Source organism: Pseudomonas sp. Pf153 (assembly GCF_001269775.1).
GTDB lineage: Bacteria > Pseudomonadota > Gammaproteobacteria > Pseudomonadales > Pseudomonadaceae > Aquipseudomonas > Aquipseudomonas uvaldensis.
Genome location: NZ_LHVL01000030.1, coordinates 585403 through 600599, shown reverse-complemented (window position 1 = coordinate 600599; position 15197 = coordinate 585403). Strand labels below are relative to the sequence as shown.

17 protein-coding genes are annotated in these 15197 nt (G+C 61.7%); 7 read left to right on the top strand and 10 right to left on the bottom strand.

Features of this window, described 5'->3' with window-relative positions; all coding sequences use genetic code 11:
• Window positions 1–63: 63 nt before the first annotated feature.
• From AD666_RS23845 to trxB, 3 genes are all read right to left on the bottom strand, one after another.
• Complete coding sequence (locus tag AD666_RS23845) at window positions 64–771, bottom strand: arginyltransferase (RefSeq protein ID WP_053157769.1); 708 nt, start codon at window positions 769–771, stop codon at window positions 64–66.
• Between the two features lie 56 nt (window positions 772–827).
• Window positions 828–1508 carry a leucyl/phenylalanyl-tRNA--protein transferase gene (gene aat, locus AD666_RS23840; RefSeq protein WP_053157766.1) on the bottom strand — a complete coding sequence of 227 codons (681 nt, stop codon included), beginning with the start codon at window positions 1506–1508 and terminating at the stop codon, window positions 828–830.
• A 69-nt stretch (window positions 1509–1577) separates the two neighbouring features.
• Window positions 1578–2537: a thioredoxin-disulfide reductase gene (gene trxB, locus AD666_RS23835; RefSeq protein WP_053157763.1), complete on the bottom strand. Its 960-nt coding sequence runs from the start codon at window positions 2535–2537 to the stop codon at window positions 1578–1580.
• A 319-nt stretch (window positions 2538–2856) separates the two neighbouring features.
• Here trxB and ftsK point away from each other — a divergent pair, with 319 nt between their 5' ends.
• The 6 genes from ftsK (at window position 2857) to cysG (ending at window position 10505) form a co-directional block, all read left to right on the top strand.
• The gene (ftsK, locus tag AD666_RS23830) at window positions 2857–5262 is read left to right on the top strand and encodes a DNA translocase FtsK (protein ID WP_053157760.1); all 2406 of its coding nucleotides are present in this window, start codon (window positions 2857–2859) and stop codon (window positions 5260–5262) included.
• Window positions 5263–5319: 57 nt separating this feature from the next.
• Window positions 5320–5943, top strand: coding sequence for an outer membrane lipoprotein chaperone LolA (lolA, locus tag AD666_RS23825; RefSeq protein WP_053157757.1), 624 nt, complete (start codon window positions 5320–5322; stop codon window positions 5941–5943).
• A gap of 173 nt (window positions 5944–6116) precedes the next feature.
• Complete coding sequence (locus AD666_RS23820; RefSeq protein ID WP_053157754.1) at window positions 6117–7442, top strand: replication-associated recombination protein A; 1326 nt, start codon at window positions 6117–6119, stop codon at window positions 7440–7442.
• A complete protein-coding gene (gene crcB / locus AD666_RS23815) occupies window positions 7439–7816 on the top strand; it encodes a fluoride efflux transporter CrcB (protein WP_053157752.1) in 378 nt (125 codons plus the stop codon). Before AD666_RS23820 ends, crcB begins: the two co-directional genes overlap by 4 nt.
• A 13-nt stretch (window positions 7817–7829) precedes the next feature.
• The gene (gene serS, locus AD666_RS23810) at window positions 7830–9110 is read left to right on the top strand and encodes a serine--tRNA ligase (protein WP_053157749.1); all 1281 of its coding nucleotides are present in this window, start codon (window positions 7830–7832) and stop codon (window positions 9108–9110) included.
• Entirely contained in the window at window positions 9111–10505 is a 1395-nt protein-coding gene (gene cysG / locus AD666_RS23805; RefSeq protein WP_053157746.1) for a siroheme synthase CysG, read from the top strand.
• 147 nt (window positions 10506–10652) lie between these two features.
• Here the strand turns inward: cysG and AD666_RS23800 are convergent, their stop codons facing one another.
• From AD666_RS23800 to tusD, 6 genes are all read right to left on the bottom strand, one after another.
• A complete protein-coding gene (locus tag AD666_RS23800) occupies window positions 10653–11648 on the bottom strand; it encodes a glutathione S-transferase family protein (RefSeq protein ID WP_053157743.1) in 996 nt (331 codons plus the stop codon).
• Between the two features lie 88 nt (window positions 11649–11736).
• Window positions 11737–12738 (bottom strand): glycosyl transferase family protein, encoded by a 1002-nt coding sequence (locus AD666_RS23795; protein WP_053157740.1) that lies wholly within the window; start codon window positions 12736–12738, stop codon window positions 11737–11739.
• The gene (locus AD666_RS23790) at window positions 12735–13070 is read right to left on the bottom strand and encodes a TusE/DsrC/DsvC family sulfur relay protein (protein WP_053157737.1); all 336 of its coding nucleotides are present in this window, start codon (window positions 13068–13070) and stop codon (window positions 12735–12737) included. Before AD666_RS23790 ends, AD666_RS23795 begins: the two co-directional genes overlap by 4 nt.
• The gene (tusB, locus tag AD666_RS23785) at window positions 13067–13360 is read right to left on the bottom strand and encodes a sulfurtransferase complex subunit TusB (protein WP_053157734.1); all 294 of its coding nucleotides are present in this window, start codon (window positions 13358–13360) and stop codon (window positions 13067–13069) included. The genes AD666_RS23790 and tusB overlap by 4 nt, the downstream gene beginning before the upstream one ends.
• On the bottom strand, window positions 13360–13722 hold the full coding sequence (gene tusC, locus AD666_RS23780; protein ID WP_053157731.1) for a sulfurtransferase complex subunit TusC: 363 nt from the start codon (window positions 13720–13722) through the stop codon (window positions 13360–13362). The genes tusB and tusC overlap by 1 nt, the downstream gene beginning before the upstream one ends.
• Complete coding sequence (gene tusD, locus AD666_RS23775) at window positions 13722–14114, bottom strand: sulfurtransferase complex subunit TusD (protein WP_053158857.1); 393 nt, start codon at window positions 14112–14114, stop codon at window positions 13722–13724. Before tusD ends, tusC begins: the two co-directional genes overlap by 1 nt.
• A gap of 109 nt (window positions 14115–14223) precedes the next feature.
• Between tusD and AD666_RS23770 the strand changes: the two genes are divergently transcribed.
• Window positions 14224–14574 carry a hypothetical protein gene (locus AD666_RS23770; protein WP_053157728.1) on the top strand — a complete coding sequence of 117 codons (351 nt, stop codon included), beginning with the start codon at window positions 14224–14226 and terminating at the stop codon, window positions 14572–14574.
• Between the two features lie 103 nt (window positions 14575–14677).
• On the opposite strand, the gene AD666_RS23765 is transcribed toward AD666_RS23770, so the two are convergent.
• Window positions 14678–15112, bottom strand: a complete 435-nt coding sequence (locus tag AD666_RS23765) for an N-acetyltransferase (RefSeq protein WP_053157726.1) — start codon at window positions 15110–15112, stop codon at window positions 14678–14680.
• Between the last annotated feature and the right edge of the window lie 85 nt (window positions 15113–15197).

The following is a 15197-nucleotide window of genomic DNA, read 5'->3' as shown; positions in this document are numbered from 1 at the left end:
GGGTTCTTGGGGGCGTTCTCTGTTGTTCTTTATCGCGGAGGGGAAGCCAATCGAGAGCGTCCTCTAGTTGAGAACCACCCAACGCTGGTTGATCAGCAATTCGATAGGCCGATATTGGGTCTTGTAGTTCATTTTTTTGCAGTTCTTGATCCAGTAGCCCAGGTATACCGCTTCCAGGCCCAGGCGCCGGGCTTCGGCGATCTGCCAGAGAATGGCAAACCGTCCCAGGCTGCGGCGCTCCTCGTTGGGCTCGTAGAAGGTGTACACCGCGGAAAGGCCGTTGGGCAGCAGGTCCGTCACGGCAATGGCCACCAGTCGTCCTTCGAGGCGGAACTCATAAAAACGGGAGAAGGGCAGGTCGCGAACCAGAAAGGTGGAGAACTGATCGCGGCTGGGCGGGTACATGTCGCCGTCGGCATGGCGTTGCTCGATATAGCGTTGGTACAGGTCGAAATACTCTTCGGTGAACTGTGGCTTGGCAGGCCGGACCTGGATGTCGGCGTTACGCTTGAAAATACGTTTTTGCTGACGATTGGGTGCAAATTGCACCACGGGGATGCGCGCCGGCACGCATGCATTGCAATGCTGGCAATGGGGCCTGTAGAGGTGATCGCCGCTACGACGAAAGCCCATCTCCGACAGGTCTGCGTAGACATGCACGTCCATGGGCTGGCTAGGGTCGAGGAACAGCGTCGTGGCCTGCTCCTCAGGCAGATAGCTGCAAGAGTGGGGCTGAGTGGCATAAAACTTCAAACGCGCCAACTCGGTCATGATCAACCCTCGGGGATAAGCTTTGGTTAAGTGTAAGCCACGCGCGCCGATGTCGCTCAGCAAACCCAGGTTGCCCGGTTGGGGCGGTCCAGATGTGCCTTGAGATAACCGGCAAACATTGCCCGCGGAATTGAGCGGGCGCCCAGGCTGTGCAGGTGCTCGGTGGGCATCTGACAGTCTATCAGCACGAAATCTGCGGTCTTGAGATGGTTGACCAGCGTCGCAAAGCCGAATTTCGAGGCATTGTCAGCCCGGCTGAACATGGACTCGCCAAAAAACAGCTGCCCCATGGCCAGGCCGTACAGGCCGCCCACCAACTGGCCCTCGTCCCAGACCTCCACCGAATGGGCGAAGCCGCGCCGATGCAATTGCAGGTAGGCGGTTTGCATGGCTTCGGTGATCCAGGTGCCGTCGGCGTAGGCGCGGGGCTCGGCGCAGGCCTTGATGACGGCTGCGAAATCCTTGTCGAACGTCACTTGGTAACGTTGCTTGCGCAAAAGCTTGCCCAGGCTGCGGGAGATGTGCAGCTCGTCGGGAAACAGAACGGTGCGCGGGTCAGGCGACCACCACAGGATCGGTTGGCCTTCGGAGAACCATGGGAAGCACCCATGGCGGTAGGCCTGGATCAATCGGTCGGCAGACAGATCGCCGCCAGCGGCCAGCAAGCCGTTGGGGTCGCGCATGGCTTTTTCCAGAGGAGGAAAGTCGAAGGTGTTGCGTTGTAACCAAGTCAGCATGGTGGTCCGGGATTGCGGAAGGGGAGGGGGGCGAGGAGGGGGCAACGCCTCGCCACAGGAGATTAACCGTCAAACGGCAGGGATGTCATCGAGATACTTTTCCGCATCGAGCGCGGCCATGCAGCCGGCGCCGGCAGAGGTAATGGCCTGGCGATACACATGATCGGCCACGTCGCCGGCCGCGAACACGCCTTCGATATCGGTGGCGGTGGCATTGCCTTCGCTGCCGCCGCGCACCAGCAGATAGCCGTCGCGCATGCTCAACTGGCCCTGGAACAGTTCGGTATTGGGTTTATGGCCGATGGCGATGAACACGCCGGCCAATTGCAATGTGCTGGTCTCGCCGCTCTGGCTGTTGCGCAGACGGGCGCCGGTCACGCCACTGGCGTCGCCCAGCACTTCGTCCAGGTTCTGGTTCCAGTGCAGGCGGATATTGCCGTTGGCGGCTTTCTCGAAGAGTTTGTCCTGGAGTATTTTTTCCGAGCGCAGCTTGTCCCGGCGATGAATCAGGTGCACTTCCCTGGCGATGTTGGACAGGTACAGGGCTTCCTCCACCGCTGTGTTCCCTCCGCCGACCACCGCCACCACCTGGTTACGGTAAAAGAACCCGTCGCAGGTGGCGCAGGCGGAAACGCCCTTGCCGGCGAAGGTTTCCTCCGAGGGCAAGCCCAGGTATTGAGCCGAAGCGCCGGTGGCGATGATCAAGGCATCGCAGGTGTAGGTGCCGCTGTCGCCGACGAGCTCGAACGGGCGCTGCTGCAACTTGGCGGTGTGGATATGGTCGTAGACAATCTGTGTATCGAAGCGCTCGGCGTGCCGCTGCATGCGTTCCATGAGCACCGGGCCGGTCAAGCCTTCGACATCGCCGGGCCAGTTATCGACTTCGACGGTGGTGGTGAGCTGGCCTCCGGCCTGCAGGCCGGTGATGACAACAGGCTTGAGGTTGGCACGGGCGGCGTATACGGCTGCGCTGTAGCCGGCGGGGCCGGAGCCGAGAATGATCAGGCGTGAATGCTTCGCTTCGTTCATAAAAAACACTTCATAAGCCTTTGTCACAAAAGAGAATGCATGCTCAAATTGGCTCCGGTATACCCCTGATTCTGGCTATGCTTGTAACTGAGGCGATGCGATGCCTCGGGGCCGATAAAACCGTACAATGCACATGTTTTGAACGCAGGATGAGCCAAAGGTCCACATCTTCGGCAACACCTGCGGTTTTCCGGATGCACGTCTCAGTGGTAAAAATAGTACCGATTGTGCACATTCACTTTTTTACCTGCTCGTTTCGAGCAGTTTTTTGCAGTCATTCAACAGATGGACGCGCCATTGGCGCAGGAAAAGAAGCGTTTTGAAGAAATCCACCGCAGCACCCAAGACAGTCGTTCCGCTCTGGCGCCAGCAGTTGCACTACCGGCTCAAGGAAGGTGCATTGATCGCCATCGGAGCCTTGTGCCTGTTCCTGATGATGGCCCTGCTGACCTATGGCAAGGACGATCCGGGCTGGAGCCACAACAGCAAGATCGAGGACGTGCAGAACTTTGGCGGGCCGGCCGGTTCCTACAGCGCCGACATCCTGTTCATGGTGCTGGGCTATTTCGCCTATATCTTCCCCTTGCTGCTGGCGATCAAGGCCTACCAGATCTTTCGCCAGCGTCACGAGCCATGGCAGTGGAGCGGCTGGCTGTTTTCCTGGCGCCTCATCGGCCTGGTGTTCCTGGTGCTGTCGGGGGCCGCGCTGGCCCATATCCATTTCCATGCCCCTACCGGCCTGCCAGCCGGGGCGGGCGGTGCGCTGGGGGAAAGCCTCGGCGACCTGGCCAGGAACGCACTGAATATCCAGGGCAGCACGCTGCTGTTCATCGCCCTGTTCCTGTTCGGCCTGACGGTGTTCACCGATCTTTCCTGGTTCAAGGTCATGGACGTGACCGGCAAGATCACTCTCGACCTGATCGAACTGATCCAGGGCGCCGTGAACCGCTGGTGGGCGGCGCGTACAGAGCGCAAGCAACTGGTGGCGCAACTGCGTGAAGTGGATGATCGGGTCCATGACGTCGTGGCGCCGGTCGTGCCCGACAAGCGCGAGCAGGCCAAGGTCAAGGAACGTCTGATCGAGCGCGAGCAAGCCCTGAGCAAGCACATGTCCGAGCGCGAGAAACAGGTGCCGCCAGTCATCACCCCGGCGCCGGCCAAGGCCCCGGAGCCGAGCAAGCGCGTGCAGAAGGAAAAACAGGTGCCGCTGTTCGTCGACAGCGCGGTGGAAGGCACCTTGCCGCCGATTTCGATCCTGGACCCCGCCGAGAAGAAGCAGCTCAACTATTCCCCCGAGTCCCTGGCCGCCGTCGGTCACCTGCTGGAGATCAAGCTCAAGGAGTTCGGTGTCGAGGTGTCGGTGGATTCGATCCATCCGGGCCCGGTCATCACCCGTTACGAAATCCAGCCGGCCGCGGGCGTGAAGGTCAGCCGCATCGCCAACCTGGCGAAGGACCTGGCGCGCTCCTTGGCCGTGACCAGCGTGCGGGTGGTGGAAGTGATTCCGGGCAAGACCACCGTCGGTATCGAGATCCCCAACGAAGACCGCCAGATCGTACGGTTCTCCGAAGTGCTGTCGACGCCCGAGTATGACAACCACAAGTCACCGGTCACCCTGGCCCTGGGCCACGACATCGGCGGCAAACCGGTCATTACCGACCTGGCGAAGATGCCCCACCTGCTGGTGGCCGGTACTACCGGTTCCGGTAAATCGGTGGGCGTGAACGCCATGATCCTGTCGATCCTGTTCAAGTCCGGCCCGGAAGACGCCAAGCTGATCATGATCGACCCGAAAATGCTCGAATTGTCGATCTACGAAGGCATCCCGCACCTGCTGTGCCCGGTGGTCACCGACATGAAGGACGCCGCCAACGCCTTGCGTTGGAGCGTCGCCGAGATGGAGCGGCGCTACAAACTGATGGCGAAGCTGGGCGTGCGTAACCTGTCGGGCTTCAACGCCAAGGTCAAGGAAGCCGAAGAGGCGGGTACGCCTCTGACCGATCCGCTGTACCACCGCGAAAGCATCCACGACGAAGCGCCGTTGCTGCATAAGTTGCCGACCATCGTGGTAGTGGTGGACGAATTTGCCGACATGATGATGATCGTCGGCAAGAAGGTCGAAGAACTGATCGCCCGTATTGCCCAGAAGGCACGTGCGGCCGGTATTCACCTGATTCTCGCCACCCAGCGGCCGTCGGTGGATGTGATTACCGGCCTGATCAAGGCCAACATCCCGACCCGCATGGCGTTCCAGGTGTCGAGCAAGATCGACTCACGGACCATCATCGATCAGGGTGGCGCCGAGCAATTGCTCGGTCACGGTGACATGCTCTACATGCCGCCGGGCACCAGCCTGCCGATCCGGGTGCACGGTGCGTTCGTGTCCGATGATGAAGTTCATCGGGTGGTGGAAGCCTGGAAGCTGCGTGGCGCCCCTGAATACAACGACGACATCCTCAACGGCGTCGAAGAGGCTGGCAGCGGCTTCGAAGGCGGCGGTGGCGGTGGTGACGAGGACGCGGAAACCGATGCGCTCTATGACGAAGCGGTACAGTTCGTCCTGGAAAGCCGTCGGGCGTCGATTTCTGCCGTCCAGCGCAAACTCAAGATCGGCTACAACCGCGCCGCGCGCATGATCGAAGCCATGGAAATGGCCGGGGTCGTGACGGCCATGAACACCAACGGTTCGCGCGAAGTACTGGCGCCGGGCCCGATGCGCGACTAACGACCTGAGCGGCCTGGCAGCAGGCCACTCGCCCCCCACGACTTCATGAGGACTCCCATGCGCCTGATTCGCATGTTGCTGTTGCCCGTACTGGCCCTGACCACCTTGTCGGCTCATGCCGCTGAAAAGGATGTAGCTCGCCTGACCCAGTTACTGGAAGGGTCCAAGACCCTGACCGCGCGTTTCTCCCAGTTGACCCTCGACGGCAGCGGTACTCAGTTGCAGGAAACTGCCGGTGACATGGCCCTGCAGCGTCCGGGGCTGTTCTACTGGCACACCGATGCACCGGCCGAGCAACTGATGGTCTCCGATGGCCAGAAAGTCTCCCTGTGGGACCCGGACCTGGAGCAGGTCACCATCAAGACGCTCGACCAACGCCTGACCCAGACCCCGGCGTTGCTGCTTTCGGGCGACATTTCCAAGATCAGCCAGAGCTTCGACATCAGTGCCAGGGAAGCGGGCGGCGTGATTGACTTCACCCTCAAGCCCAAGACCAAGGACAGCCTGTTCGACAGCCTGCGCCTGTCGTTCCGCAATGGCCTGGTCAATGACATGCAGTTGATCGACAGTGTCGGCCAGCGCACCAACATTCTGTTCACCGGGGTCAAGGCCAACGAGAGTATTCCTGCGTCCAAGTTCAAGTTCGACATCCCGAAGGGTGCCGACGTCATCCAGGAATAAACACCGGCCCCCTGTGGGAGATGGCCTGTGGGAGCAAGGCTTGCCCGCGATACGGACACCTCGGTGCATCTGGGAGACCGAGGCGATGCAATCGCGGGCAAGCCTTGCTCCCACAGATCTGCTCTGACATAGAGGATTGGCAGCAGGATTCAGCGGAGGTTTGGTAGGTAGTGATGGACCTGTTTCGAAGCGCCCCGATTGCCCAGCCATTGGCCGCCCGCTTGCGGGCGACCAATCTGGATGAGTATGTCGGCCAGGAGCATGTGCTCGCTCGCGGCAAGCCCTTGCGCGAAGCGCTGGAGCAGGGGGCCTTGCATTCGATGATCTTCTGGGGGCCGCCGGGCGTTGGCAAGACCACGCTGGCGCGGCTGCTGGCGGAAGTCTCGGATGCTCATTTCGAAACGGTGTCGGCGGTGCTGGCTGGGGTCAAGGAAATCCGCCAGGCGGTGGAAGTGGCCAAGCAACAGGCCGGGCAGTACGGCAAGCGCACCATTTTGTTCGTTGACGAAGTGCACCGTTTCAACAAGTCACAACAGGATGCCTTCCTGCCATACGTCGAGGATGGCACGCTGATCTTCATTGGCGCCACCACTGAAAACCCTTCTTTCGAGCTCAATAACGCCTTGCTGTCCCGAGCACGGGTCTATGTCCTCAAGAGCCTCGACGAGGCGGCCATGCGCAAGCTGGTGCAGCGAGCGCTGACCGAGGAGCGGGGCCTGGGCAAGCGCAAGCTGCGCTTGAGCGATGAAGGTTTCCAGATGCTGCTGTCCGCCGCCGATGGCGATGGCCGTCGGTTGCTCAACTTGTTGGAGAACGCTTCGGACCTGGCCGAAGACGACAGCGAGATCGGTATCGAGCTGCTGCAAAGCCTGCTGGGCGATACCCGTCGGCGCTTCGACAAGGGGGGCGAGGCGTTCTACGACCAGATTTCCGCGCTGCACAAATCCATACGGGGTTCCAACCCCGACGCAGCGCTGTACTGGTTCGCGCGAATGATCGACGGCGGTTGCGACCCGTTGTATCTGGCGCGACGGGTGGTGCGCATGGCCAGCGAGGACATCGGCAATGCCGACCCGCGAGCCCTGAGCCTCTGTCTGGCGGCCTGGGACGTGCAGGAGCGCCTCGGCAGCCCCGAAGGTGAGCTCGCCGTGGCCCAGGCCATCACCTACCTGGCCTGCGCGCCAAAAAGCAACGCAGTGTACATGGGCTTCAAGGCGGCGATGCGCAGCGCCACCGAGCATGGTTCCCTCGAGGTACCGCTGCACCTGCGCAACGCGCCAACCAAGCTCATGAAGCAATTGGGCTATGGCGAAGAATACCGTTATGCCCACGACGAGCCGGACGCCTACGCCGCCGGCGAAGACTATTTCCCCGAAGAACTCGAACCCCAGTCGTTCTATCAACCGGTGCCCCGTGGCCTCGAGCTGAAGATCGGTGAAAAACTCAACCACCTGGCGCAATTGGATCGCCTGAGCCCACGGCAGCGGAGAAAGCCTTGATCCCTCTGATACTTGCAGTTTCCGCTGGTGGCATTGTCGGCACCTTGGCGCGCTTTGCCGCCGGTAATTGGGTCAACGCAAATTGGCCACGGCACTTCTATACCGCGACGCTGACCGTTAATATCGTGGGCTGTCTGCTGATCGGCGTTCTATACGGTCTGTTTCTGATTCGTCCCGAAGTGCCTGTCGAAGTGCGCGCGGGGCTTATCGTCGGCTTCCTTGGCGGCCTGACGACCTTTTCGTCCTTTTCACTGGATACGGTGCGCCTGCTGGAAAGCGGGCAGGTGCCGCTGGCCCTGGGCTATGCGGCTGCCAGCGTATTCGGCGGGCTGCTCGCGACCTGGGCTGGCCTGTCCCTGACCAAACTAATCTAAACGAGAGACCGACATGCTCGATTCCAAACTGTTACGTAGCAACCTTCAGGACGTAGCGGACCGCCTGGCATCCCGTGGCTTCGCCCTCGACGTCGCGCGCATCGAAGCGCTGGAAGAGCAGCGCAAGAGCGTCCAGACCCTGACCGAAAGGCTGCAAGCCGAGCGTAATGCGATCTCCAAGAGCATCGGCCAGGCCAAGCAACGCGGCGAAGACATTGCGCCGTTGATGGCGAACGTCGAGAACATGGGCACCGAACTCAACAACGGCAAGATCGAGCTGGACCGGATCCAGACCGAGCTGGATGCGATCCTGCTGGGCATTCCGAACCTGCCTCACGAGTCTGTGCCGGTCGGCGAAGATGAAGACGGCAACGTCGAAGTGCGTCGCTGGGGCACGCCGAAGACTTTCGATTTCCCGGTGCAGGAACACGTGGCCCTGGGTGAGAAGTTCGGCTGGCTGGACTTCGAAACCGCCGCCAAGCTGTCCGGCGCCCGTTTCGCGTTGCTGCGCGGACCGATTGCCCGCCTGCATCGCGCCCTGGCCCAGTTCATGATCAACCTGCACGTCACCGAGCACGGCTACGAAGAGACGTACACGCCCTATCTGGTCCAGGCGCCGGCCCTGCAGGGCACTGGTCAGTTGCCGAAATTCGAAGAAGACCTGTTCAAGATCGGCCGCGATGGCGAAGCCGATCTGTACCTGATCCCGACCGCCGAAGTGTCGCTGACCAACATCGTTGCTGGCGAGATCATCGACGCCAAGCAGTTGCCGATCAAGTTCGTCGCCCACACGCCGTGCTTCCGCAGCGAGGCCGGGGCGTCAGGTCGTGATACTCGCGGCATGATCCGCCAGCACCAGTTCGACAAGGTCGAGATGGTGCAGATCGTCGAACCTTCGAAGTCCATGGAAGCACTGGAAAGCCTGACCGCCAACGCCGAGAAGGTCCTGCAACTGCTGGAACTGCCGTATCGCACCCTGGCGCTGTGCACCGGCGACATGGGCTTCAGCGCGGTGAAGACCTACGATCTGGAAGTGTGGATCCCGAGCCAGGACAAGTACCGCGAGATTTCCTCGTGCTCCAACTGTGGGGATTTCCAGGCCCGCCGCATGCAGGCGCGTTTCCGTAACCCGGAGACCGGTAAGCCGGAACTGGTCCACACCCTCAATGGCTCGGGCCTGGCGGTGGGCCGCACCCTGGTGGCCGTACTGGAGAACTACCAGCAGGCCGACGGTTCGATCCGCGTGCCTGAGGTGTTGAAGCCCTACATGGGCGGCATCGAGGTCATCGGTTAAATGGATTATCTGCCACTGTTCCATAACCTGCGCGGTAACCGCGTGCTGGTGGTGGGCGGCGGGGAAATTGCCTTGCGCAAATCCCGGCTGCTGGCCGATGCCGGCGCGTTGCTGCGGGTGGTCGCACCCGAAATCGAGCCGCAGTTGCAGGAGCTGGTCCGTGGCAGCGGGGGTGAATGCGTCCTGCGTGGATACCTCGAAACGGACCTGGACGGCTGCGCCCTGATCATTGCCGCCACCGACGACGAACCGCTCAATGCCCAGGTGTCGGCCGATGCCCATAAGCGTTGCGTGCCCGTCAACGTGGTGGACGCGCCGGCCCTGTGCAGCGTGATCTTCCCCGCCATTGTCGACCGCTCGCCCCTGGTGATCGCGGTATCCAGCGGCGGCGATGCGCCAGTGCTGGCCCGGTTGATCCGGGCCAAGCTGGAGACCTGGATTCCCTCTACCTATGGTCAGCTGGCCGGGCTGGCGGCGCGTTTTCGCAGTCAGGTCAAACGGTTGTTTCCGGATGTGCAGCAACGACGGGCATTCTGGGAAGACGTGTTTCAGGGTCCCATTGCCGACCGGCAACTGGCCGGGCAGGGCGCCGAGGCCGAACGCTTGTTGCGCGAGAAAATCGACGGCCAGGCACCGGAGGCCCGAGGCGAAGTCTATCTGGTGGGTGCCGGGCCCGGTGACCCTGATCTGCTGACCTTTCGCGCCTTGCGCCTGATGCAACAGGCGGACGTGGTGCTTTACGACCGCCTGGTAGCGCCGGCGATCCTGGAGTTGTGCCGACGTGACGCCGAGCGGGTCTATGTCGGCAAGCGCCGCTCCGAGCACGCGGTGCCCCAGGATCAGATCAACCAGCAACTGGTGGACCTGGCCCGCCAGGGCAAGCGCGTGGTGCGGCTCAAGGGCGGCGATCCGTTCATTTTCGGTCGGGGCGGCGAAGAGATCGAGGAGCTGGCGGCCCATGGCATCGCGTTCCAGGTCGTTCCGGGCATTACCGCCGCCAGTGGCTGCGCGGCGTATGCCGGGATTCCACTGACCCATCGTGACTATGCCCAATCGGTGCGCTTCATCACCGGCCATCTCAAGGACGGTAGCAGCGACTTGCCGTGGGCAGACCTGGTGTCCCCGGCCCAGACCCTGGTGTTCTACATGGGCCTGGTCGGCCTGCCGATGATCTGCAACGAGCTGATCAAGCACGGTCGCGCGGCGGATACGCCGGCGGCGTTGATCCAGCAAGGCACCACGTCCAACCAGCGGGTCTTCACCGGCACCCTGGCGAACCTGCCACAACTGGTGGCGGAGCATGAGGTTCATGCGCCAACACTGGTGATCGTCGGGGAAGTGGTGCAGTTGCGGGAGAAGCTGGCGTGGTTTGAGGGGGCGCAGGGGCAGGTCTAGAAAGACCGCGTCGCGCTTTTCGCGAGCAAGCCCGCTCCCACAGGGGATTGATGTCGGCCTTGATATTCCGGCTGAACGAAATCCAATGTGGGAGCGGGCTTGCTCGCGAAAGGGCTCTCAGCTACAACAAATTTTCAGGAACAGTTCTCAACCCCGCCAAATCCCTTTCCCACTCAACCGCCCCCGATCATGGGCAACCGTGAAATCCTGCAACGGCCCCTTGGGCACGATCCCATTCGGGTTGATGGTCTTGTGGCTGCCGTAGTAATGACGCTGGATATGAGTGAAATCCACGGTCTCGGCAATGCCCGGCCACTGGTACAGCTCCCGCAGCCAGTTCGACAGGTTCGGGTAGTCGGCGATGCGGCGCAGGTTGCATTTGAAATGGCCGAAATACACCGCATCGAAACGGATCAGTGTCGTGAACAGGCGGATATCGGCTTCGGTAAGGTATTCACCGGTCAGGTAGCGTTTCGATCCCAGTAACCCGTCCAGTCGGTCCAGTTCGGTAAACAAGTGATCGAAGGCGTCTTCATAGGCTTGCTGGGTGGTGGCGAACCCGGCGCGATAGACACCGTTGTTCACGGCTGGGTAGATGCGCTCGTTCAGGGCATCGATATCGCTGCGCAGGTGTTCGGGGTAGAAATCCAGATCGTTGCCGGTCAGGCCGTCGAAGGCGCTGTTGAACATGCGGATGATTTCCGCCGATTCGTTGTTGACGATGCGTTTGCGCTGCGTGTCCCACAGGGCGGGCACGGTGACGCGGCCGGTGTAGTCCGGCGTGTCGCTGGTATAGCGCTGGTGCAGGAAACTCAGGTCGTCCAGTTTGTCGCCGGTGGAGCCGTGGGCCTTGTCGAAGGTCCAACCGTTTTCCAGCATCAGGTAGCTGACCACCGAGACATCGATCAAGTCTTCCAGGCCCTTGAGCTTGCGATAAATCAGCGTGCGGTGGGCCCAGGGGCAGGCCAGAGACACATACAGGTGGTAGCGTCCCGATTCGGCGGCAAACCCGCTGTCCCCTGTGGGGCCGGCGCTGCCATCGACGGTGATCCAGTTGCGACGTTGCGCCTGTTCGCGCTGGAAAGTGCCGTCCTTGCTTTCATACCACTGATCCTGCCAGCGACCTTTGACTAACAAACCCATCTCGATCTCCTCGACCTATAAACATTGGAGACGAGTCTATTCCGATAGGTTCGAACAAAAAGCGCAAAGGTTGGGCGTTGATGATCGATTAAATCGATCTATCGCGGGCACTCCAGTACAGGCGGGCGCGGTCGAAGGCTTCTTCGCGGGTCAGGGCCAGGCCGCGCAGGGCCAAAGCCATCGTGGCGATCAGTGCCAGTTGCGGGTAGCTGTCTTCAACGTCTCCACGCCAGATCGCCTTCAAATGGTCGGGATCAAGACTTTCCGGCTTGACGTGGCGCTGCTCCGAAAGCCGTGGCCATTCTTCGTCCCAGCTCACGCCGCCCGTGGTGCCGTACAGATAGCTGTCGGCGTCCGGGTTGATTTCGATCTCGCCGCCGTCGCCCTTGATGACGATGGCGGTGTCGCCGAGCAAGCCGCTGGCCTCGCGATGCACCGCCTGGTAGCCAGGGTGGAAGATACTTTGCAGCCCGCAACGAGCCCCCAGCGGGTTGAGAATCCGCGCCAGGGAGTGGATCGGTGAACGCAGGCCAAGGGTGTTGCGCAGGTCGATCATGCGCTGCATTTGCGGCGCCCAGTCCAACAGGGGCATGAAGGCCAGGCCGCCGTGGTCCAGGGCGGCGCTCACCTGTTGCCAGTCGCGGCACAGGGGGATTTGCAGAAGTCCCAACAGCTGTTCTGTATAAAGACGGCCCGCCGTATGAGCGCCGCCGCCGTGCATGAAAATCCGCACGCCGTTTTGCCCAAGGCACTTGGCGGCCAGCAGGTACCACGGCAAGTGGCGCTTCTTGCCGGCATAGGTGGGCCAGTCGAGGTCCACCGTCAGTGCCGGGACGACCAGGCGCTCGCGCAGGGCTTCGGTAAAACCGGCCATTTCCTCGGCGCTTTCTTCCTTGTGCCGCAACAGCATCAGGAAGGCGCCCAGTTGGGTGTCCTCGACCTGCTCGTCCAGCACCATGCCCATGGCCTCGCGGGCTTCTTCACGTGTCAGGTTGCGGGCGCCGCGCTTGCCTTTGCCAAGGATGCGTACGAACTGGGCGAAAGGATGTTCGGCCGGGGTCTGGAGGGTCAGCGATGGGAAGTCGGTCATAGGCAGTTCGTCGGTTTTGGCAGGCCCGCCAGCTTGGCGGCGAGTTTGGCGGGGGTGCCTTTGAACAGTCGGTTCAGGTGCAGGCTGTTGCCTTTGTCCGCCCCCAGTTTCAGGGCGGTGTACTTGATCAGGGGCCGGGTCGCGGGGGAGAGCTGGAATTCGTCGTAGAAGCCGCGCAACAGTTCGAGAATCTCCCAGTGTTCGGGACTCAACTCGATGCCTTCGGCGGTAGCCAGCGCACTGGCAACATCGGCCGACCAGTCGTTCAGGTCGGCCAGGTAGCCGTCTTTGTCCAGCGTGATGGCGCGGTCGCCCACGTTCAGTACATTCATAACCACGTGTTGACCTTGTCATGCCGGATCGACAGCTCGACGAAGGCAGGGTAATCAACGGCTTCGGCCCAGTCTGGAAGGTGCAGGCCTCGGGCCTGGAGGTCTTCGGCCAGCACGAACAGATTCAAGTTGCTGCCTTGCAGCTTTTCGAACGGTGCGCTGCCAGCTTGCAACGCATAGGTCGCGTCGCCGCATAGCAGCAGTGCATCCTGCGCCCCCAGGATCCGCAGGCAACTGGTGAAGCGCTGGTCGCCAAAGGGCGAATGAGACAACACATGCAAAGTCGACATCAGAGGGTGATCACCTGGTCGTAACGGTCAATGAGGGCGGTGATGTCCTGAGCGGTCAGCACCTTCAGATCATCCAGGGCCAGGGTCTCGGTGTCGACGCCCCGTTGGGTGGCGCTGTCGGCGCAGACGAAAAGCGCTTCGACACCGAACATCGGCAACGCCTGCAAGTTCGCGCTCAGGTCTTTTTGCTGGACAACCTTGGCGTTCTGGCCCGCGAGCAGTTGGAACACCCCGTCGTCGAGAAACAGCAGGCCGATGGGCAGGTCGAATGCGCCGCCGGCCAGCACGATGTCCAGGGCTTCCCGTGCGCCCGGTCCCGACCAGGGCGCCTGGCGGCTGATCAGCAATAGAGATTTGGCCATTATGCGCCTCCAAAACAGATCAAGCGGTCGGCGTCCTGGATCGCATCGTGCAACTGGCCCAGCCCGGACAGTGTCCAGGGGGCCTCGACGCTGACCGCTGAACGCTGGTAGCGCTGGGCTTCTTCATCGTTGAGTACCCCGCGTCGCAAGGCTGCCGCAATGCAGACTACGCCGTCGAGCTGGTTGTCGGTGACAAAGGTGCGCCATTGCCGGGGCAGGTCTGCCTCGTCCTGAGGCGTGACGACGCCGCTGTCGGCGTTATGGACGCCGTCCTGATAGAAAAACAGTCGGACGATTTCATGCCCGCCGGCCAACGCGGCCTGGGCGAACAGAAGGGCGCGGCGCGAGGAGGGCGCATGGGCGGCGGAAAACAGCGCAATGGCGAACTTCATGACAGACCCGATCAGCAAAACTGCGGCCATGATAAAGCTTTATGGGCGCAGGGGCGATTGCAGGGGGGCCAAAGTGCTACATTCCGCTTTTTCTCGATGAGTGAACGCAATGCGAATGTTGACGGTGGTCCTGGCCACCACCCTGCTGGCCGGCTGCGCGGGTTCGGCGATGGAACACGCCCGGACTCAAGCCCCTTACAAGACGATGACCTCGGACAAACCGGAACAGGTCGTGGCCCAGTGTGTGCAGTTTTCCTGGCAGGACGAAGCGGTGTTTGGCGTGGATGCCGGAGCTTACCTGCAACCGGGCAAGAAAGGCGGCTCGACGGTGTATACCCGCTCCGCCGAATCGTTTGTCGACCTGGAGAGCGGGGCGCAGGGCACGACGCTGAACTATTACGCACGGCACGATGATTTCGTGGCCAAGCGCCGGTTGGCGGCGTTGGCGACTTGTCTCTAGGCGGATGACCGGGTCGCCCGCTATCGCGAGCAGGGCTCGCTCCCACAAGGATTGATCTGCAGCTGGAATATCCAGGCTGACATCAACCCTTTGGGAGCCGGTTTCAATCGGCGGGCGCCAGGCGCTTCTGGAAGAAGAAGCGCTGATGCCCCGACGGGTAATCGTCGATCCGACCGCACTCGGTGAAACCGTGCTTTTTGTAGAATTCCGGCGCCTGGAAGTCGAAGGTGTCCAACCAGATACCCACGCAGCCTTTCTCCCTGGCCAGCTCTTCGGCCATTCGCATCAAGGTCGAGCCCGTGCCATGGCCGCGTGCCTGTTCCGGCACCACCAACAGCTCGATATACAGCCAACTGAAAAACACCCGGCCGTAGAGCCCGCCGACGATGTCGTTGCTGTGTTCGTCCCGCACCAGCCAGGCGACGAGTTCCGGTGACGTTCCCCCGGTCTTTGCCGTGTTGTAGGCCCGTAGCGGGGCGAGGATGGCCTGGCGCTCCTCGTCGGTGGGGGCGTCCGTGCGTTCGATTCGCAGCGTCATCGGTGATGTCCTTATACGTGAAAGTGATCCGCCAGAGCCTATCCCAAAGGTTAGGGTGGCGTCATGCGATCAACCGCGAACGGGC

Coding starts and splice junctions, on each gene's coding strand:
- AD666_RS23845 (WP_053157769.1), bottom strand. CDS start 771: ATGACCGAGTTGGCGCGTTTGAAGTTTTATGCCACTCAGCCCCACTCT.
- aat (WP_053157766.1), bottom strand. CDS start 1,508: ATGCTGACTTGGTTACAACGCAACACCTTCGACTTTCCTCCTCTGGAA.
- trxB (WP_053157763.1), bottom strand. CDS start 2,537: ATGAACGAAGCGAAGCATTCACGCCTGATCATTCTCGGCTCCGGCCCC.
- lolA (WP_053157757.1), top strand. CDS start 5,320: ATGCGCCTGATTCGCATGTTGCTGTTGCCCGTACTGGCCCTGACCACC.
- AD666_RS23820 (WP_053157754.1), top strand. CDS start 6,117: ATGGACCTGTTTCGAAGCGCCCCGATTGCCCAGCCATTGGCCGCCCGC.
- serS (WP_053157749.1), top strand. CDS start 7,830: ATGCTCGATTCCAAACTGTTACGTAGCAACCTTCAGGACGTAGCGGAC.
- cysG (WP_053157746.1), top strand. CDS start 9,111: ATGGATTATCTGCCACTGTTCCATAACCTGCGCGGTAACCGCGTGCTG.
- AD666_RS23800 (WP_053157743.1), bottom strand. CDS start 11,648: ATGGGTTTGTTAGTCAAAGGTCGCTGGCAGGATCAGTGGTATGAAAGC.
- AD666_RS23795 (WP_053157740.1), bottom strand. CDS start 12,738: ATGACCGACTTCCCATCGCTGACCCTCCAGACCCCGGCCGAACATCCT.
- AD666_RS23790 (WP_053157737.1), bottom strand. CDS start 13,070: ATGAATGTACTGAACGTGGGCGACCGCGCCATCACGCTGGACAAAGAC.
- tusB (WP_053157734.1), bottom strand. CDS start 13,360: ATGTCGACTTTGCATGTGTTGTCTCATTCGCCCTTTGGCGACCAGCGC.
- tusC (WP_053157731.1), bottom strand. CDS start 13,722: ATGGCCAAATCTCTATTGCTGATCAGCCGCCAGGCGCCCTGGTCGGGA.
- tusD (WP_053158857.1), bottom strand. CDS start 14,114: ATGAAGTTCGCCATTGCGCTGTTTTCCGCCGCCCATGCGCCCTCCTCG.
- AD666_RS23770 (WP_053157728.1), top strand. CDS start 14,224: ATGCGAATGTTGACGGTGGTCCTGGCCACCACCCTGCTGGCCGGCTGC.
- AD666_RS23765 (WP_053157726.1), bottom strand. CDS start 15,112: ATGACGCTGCGAATCGAACGCACGGACGCCCCCACCGACGAGGAGCGC.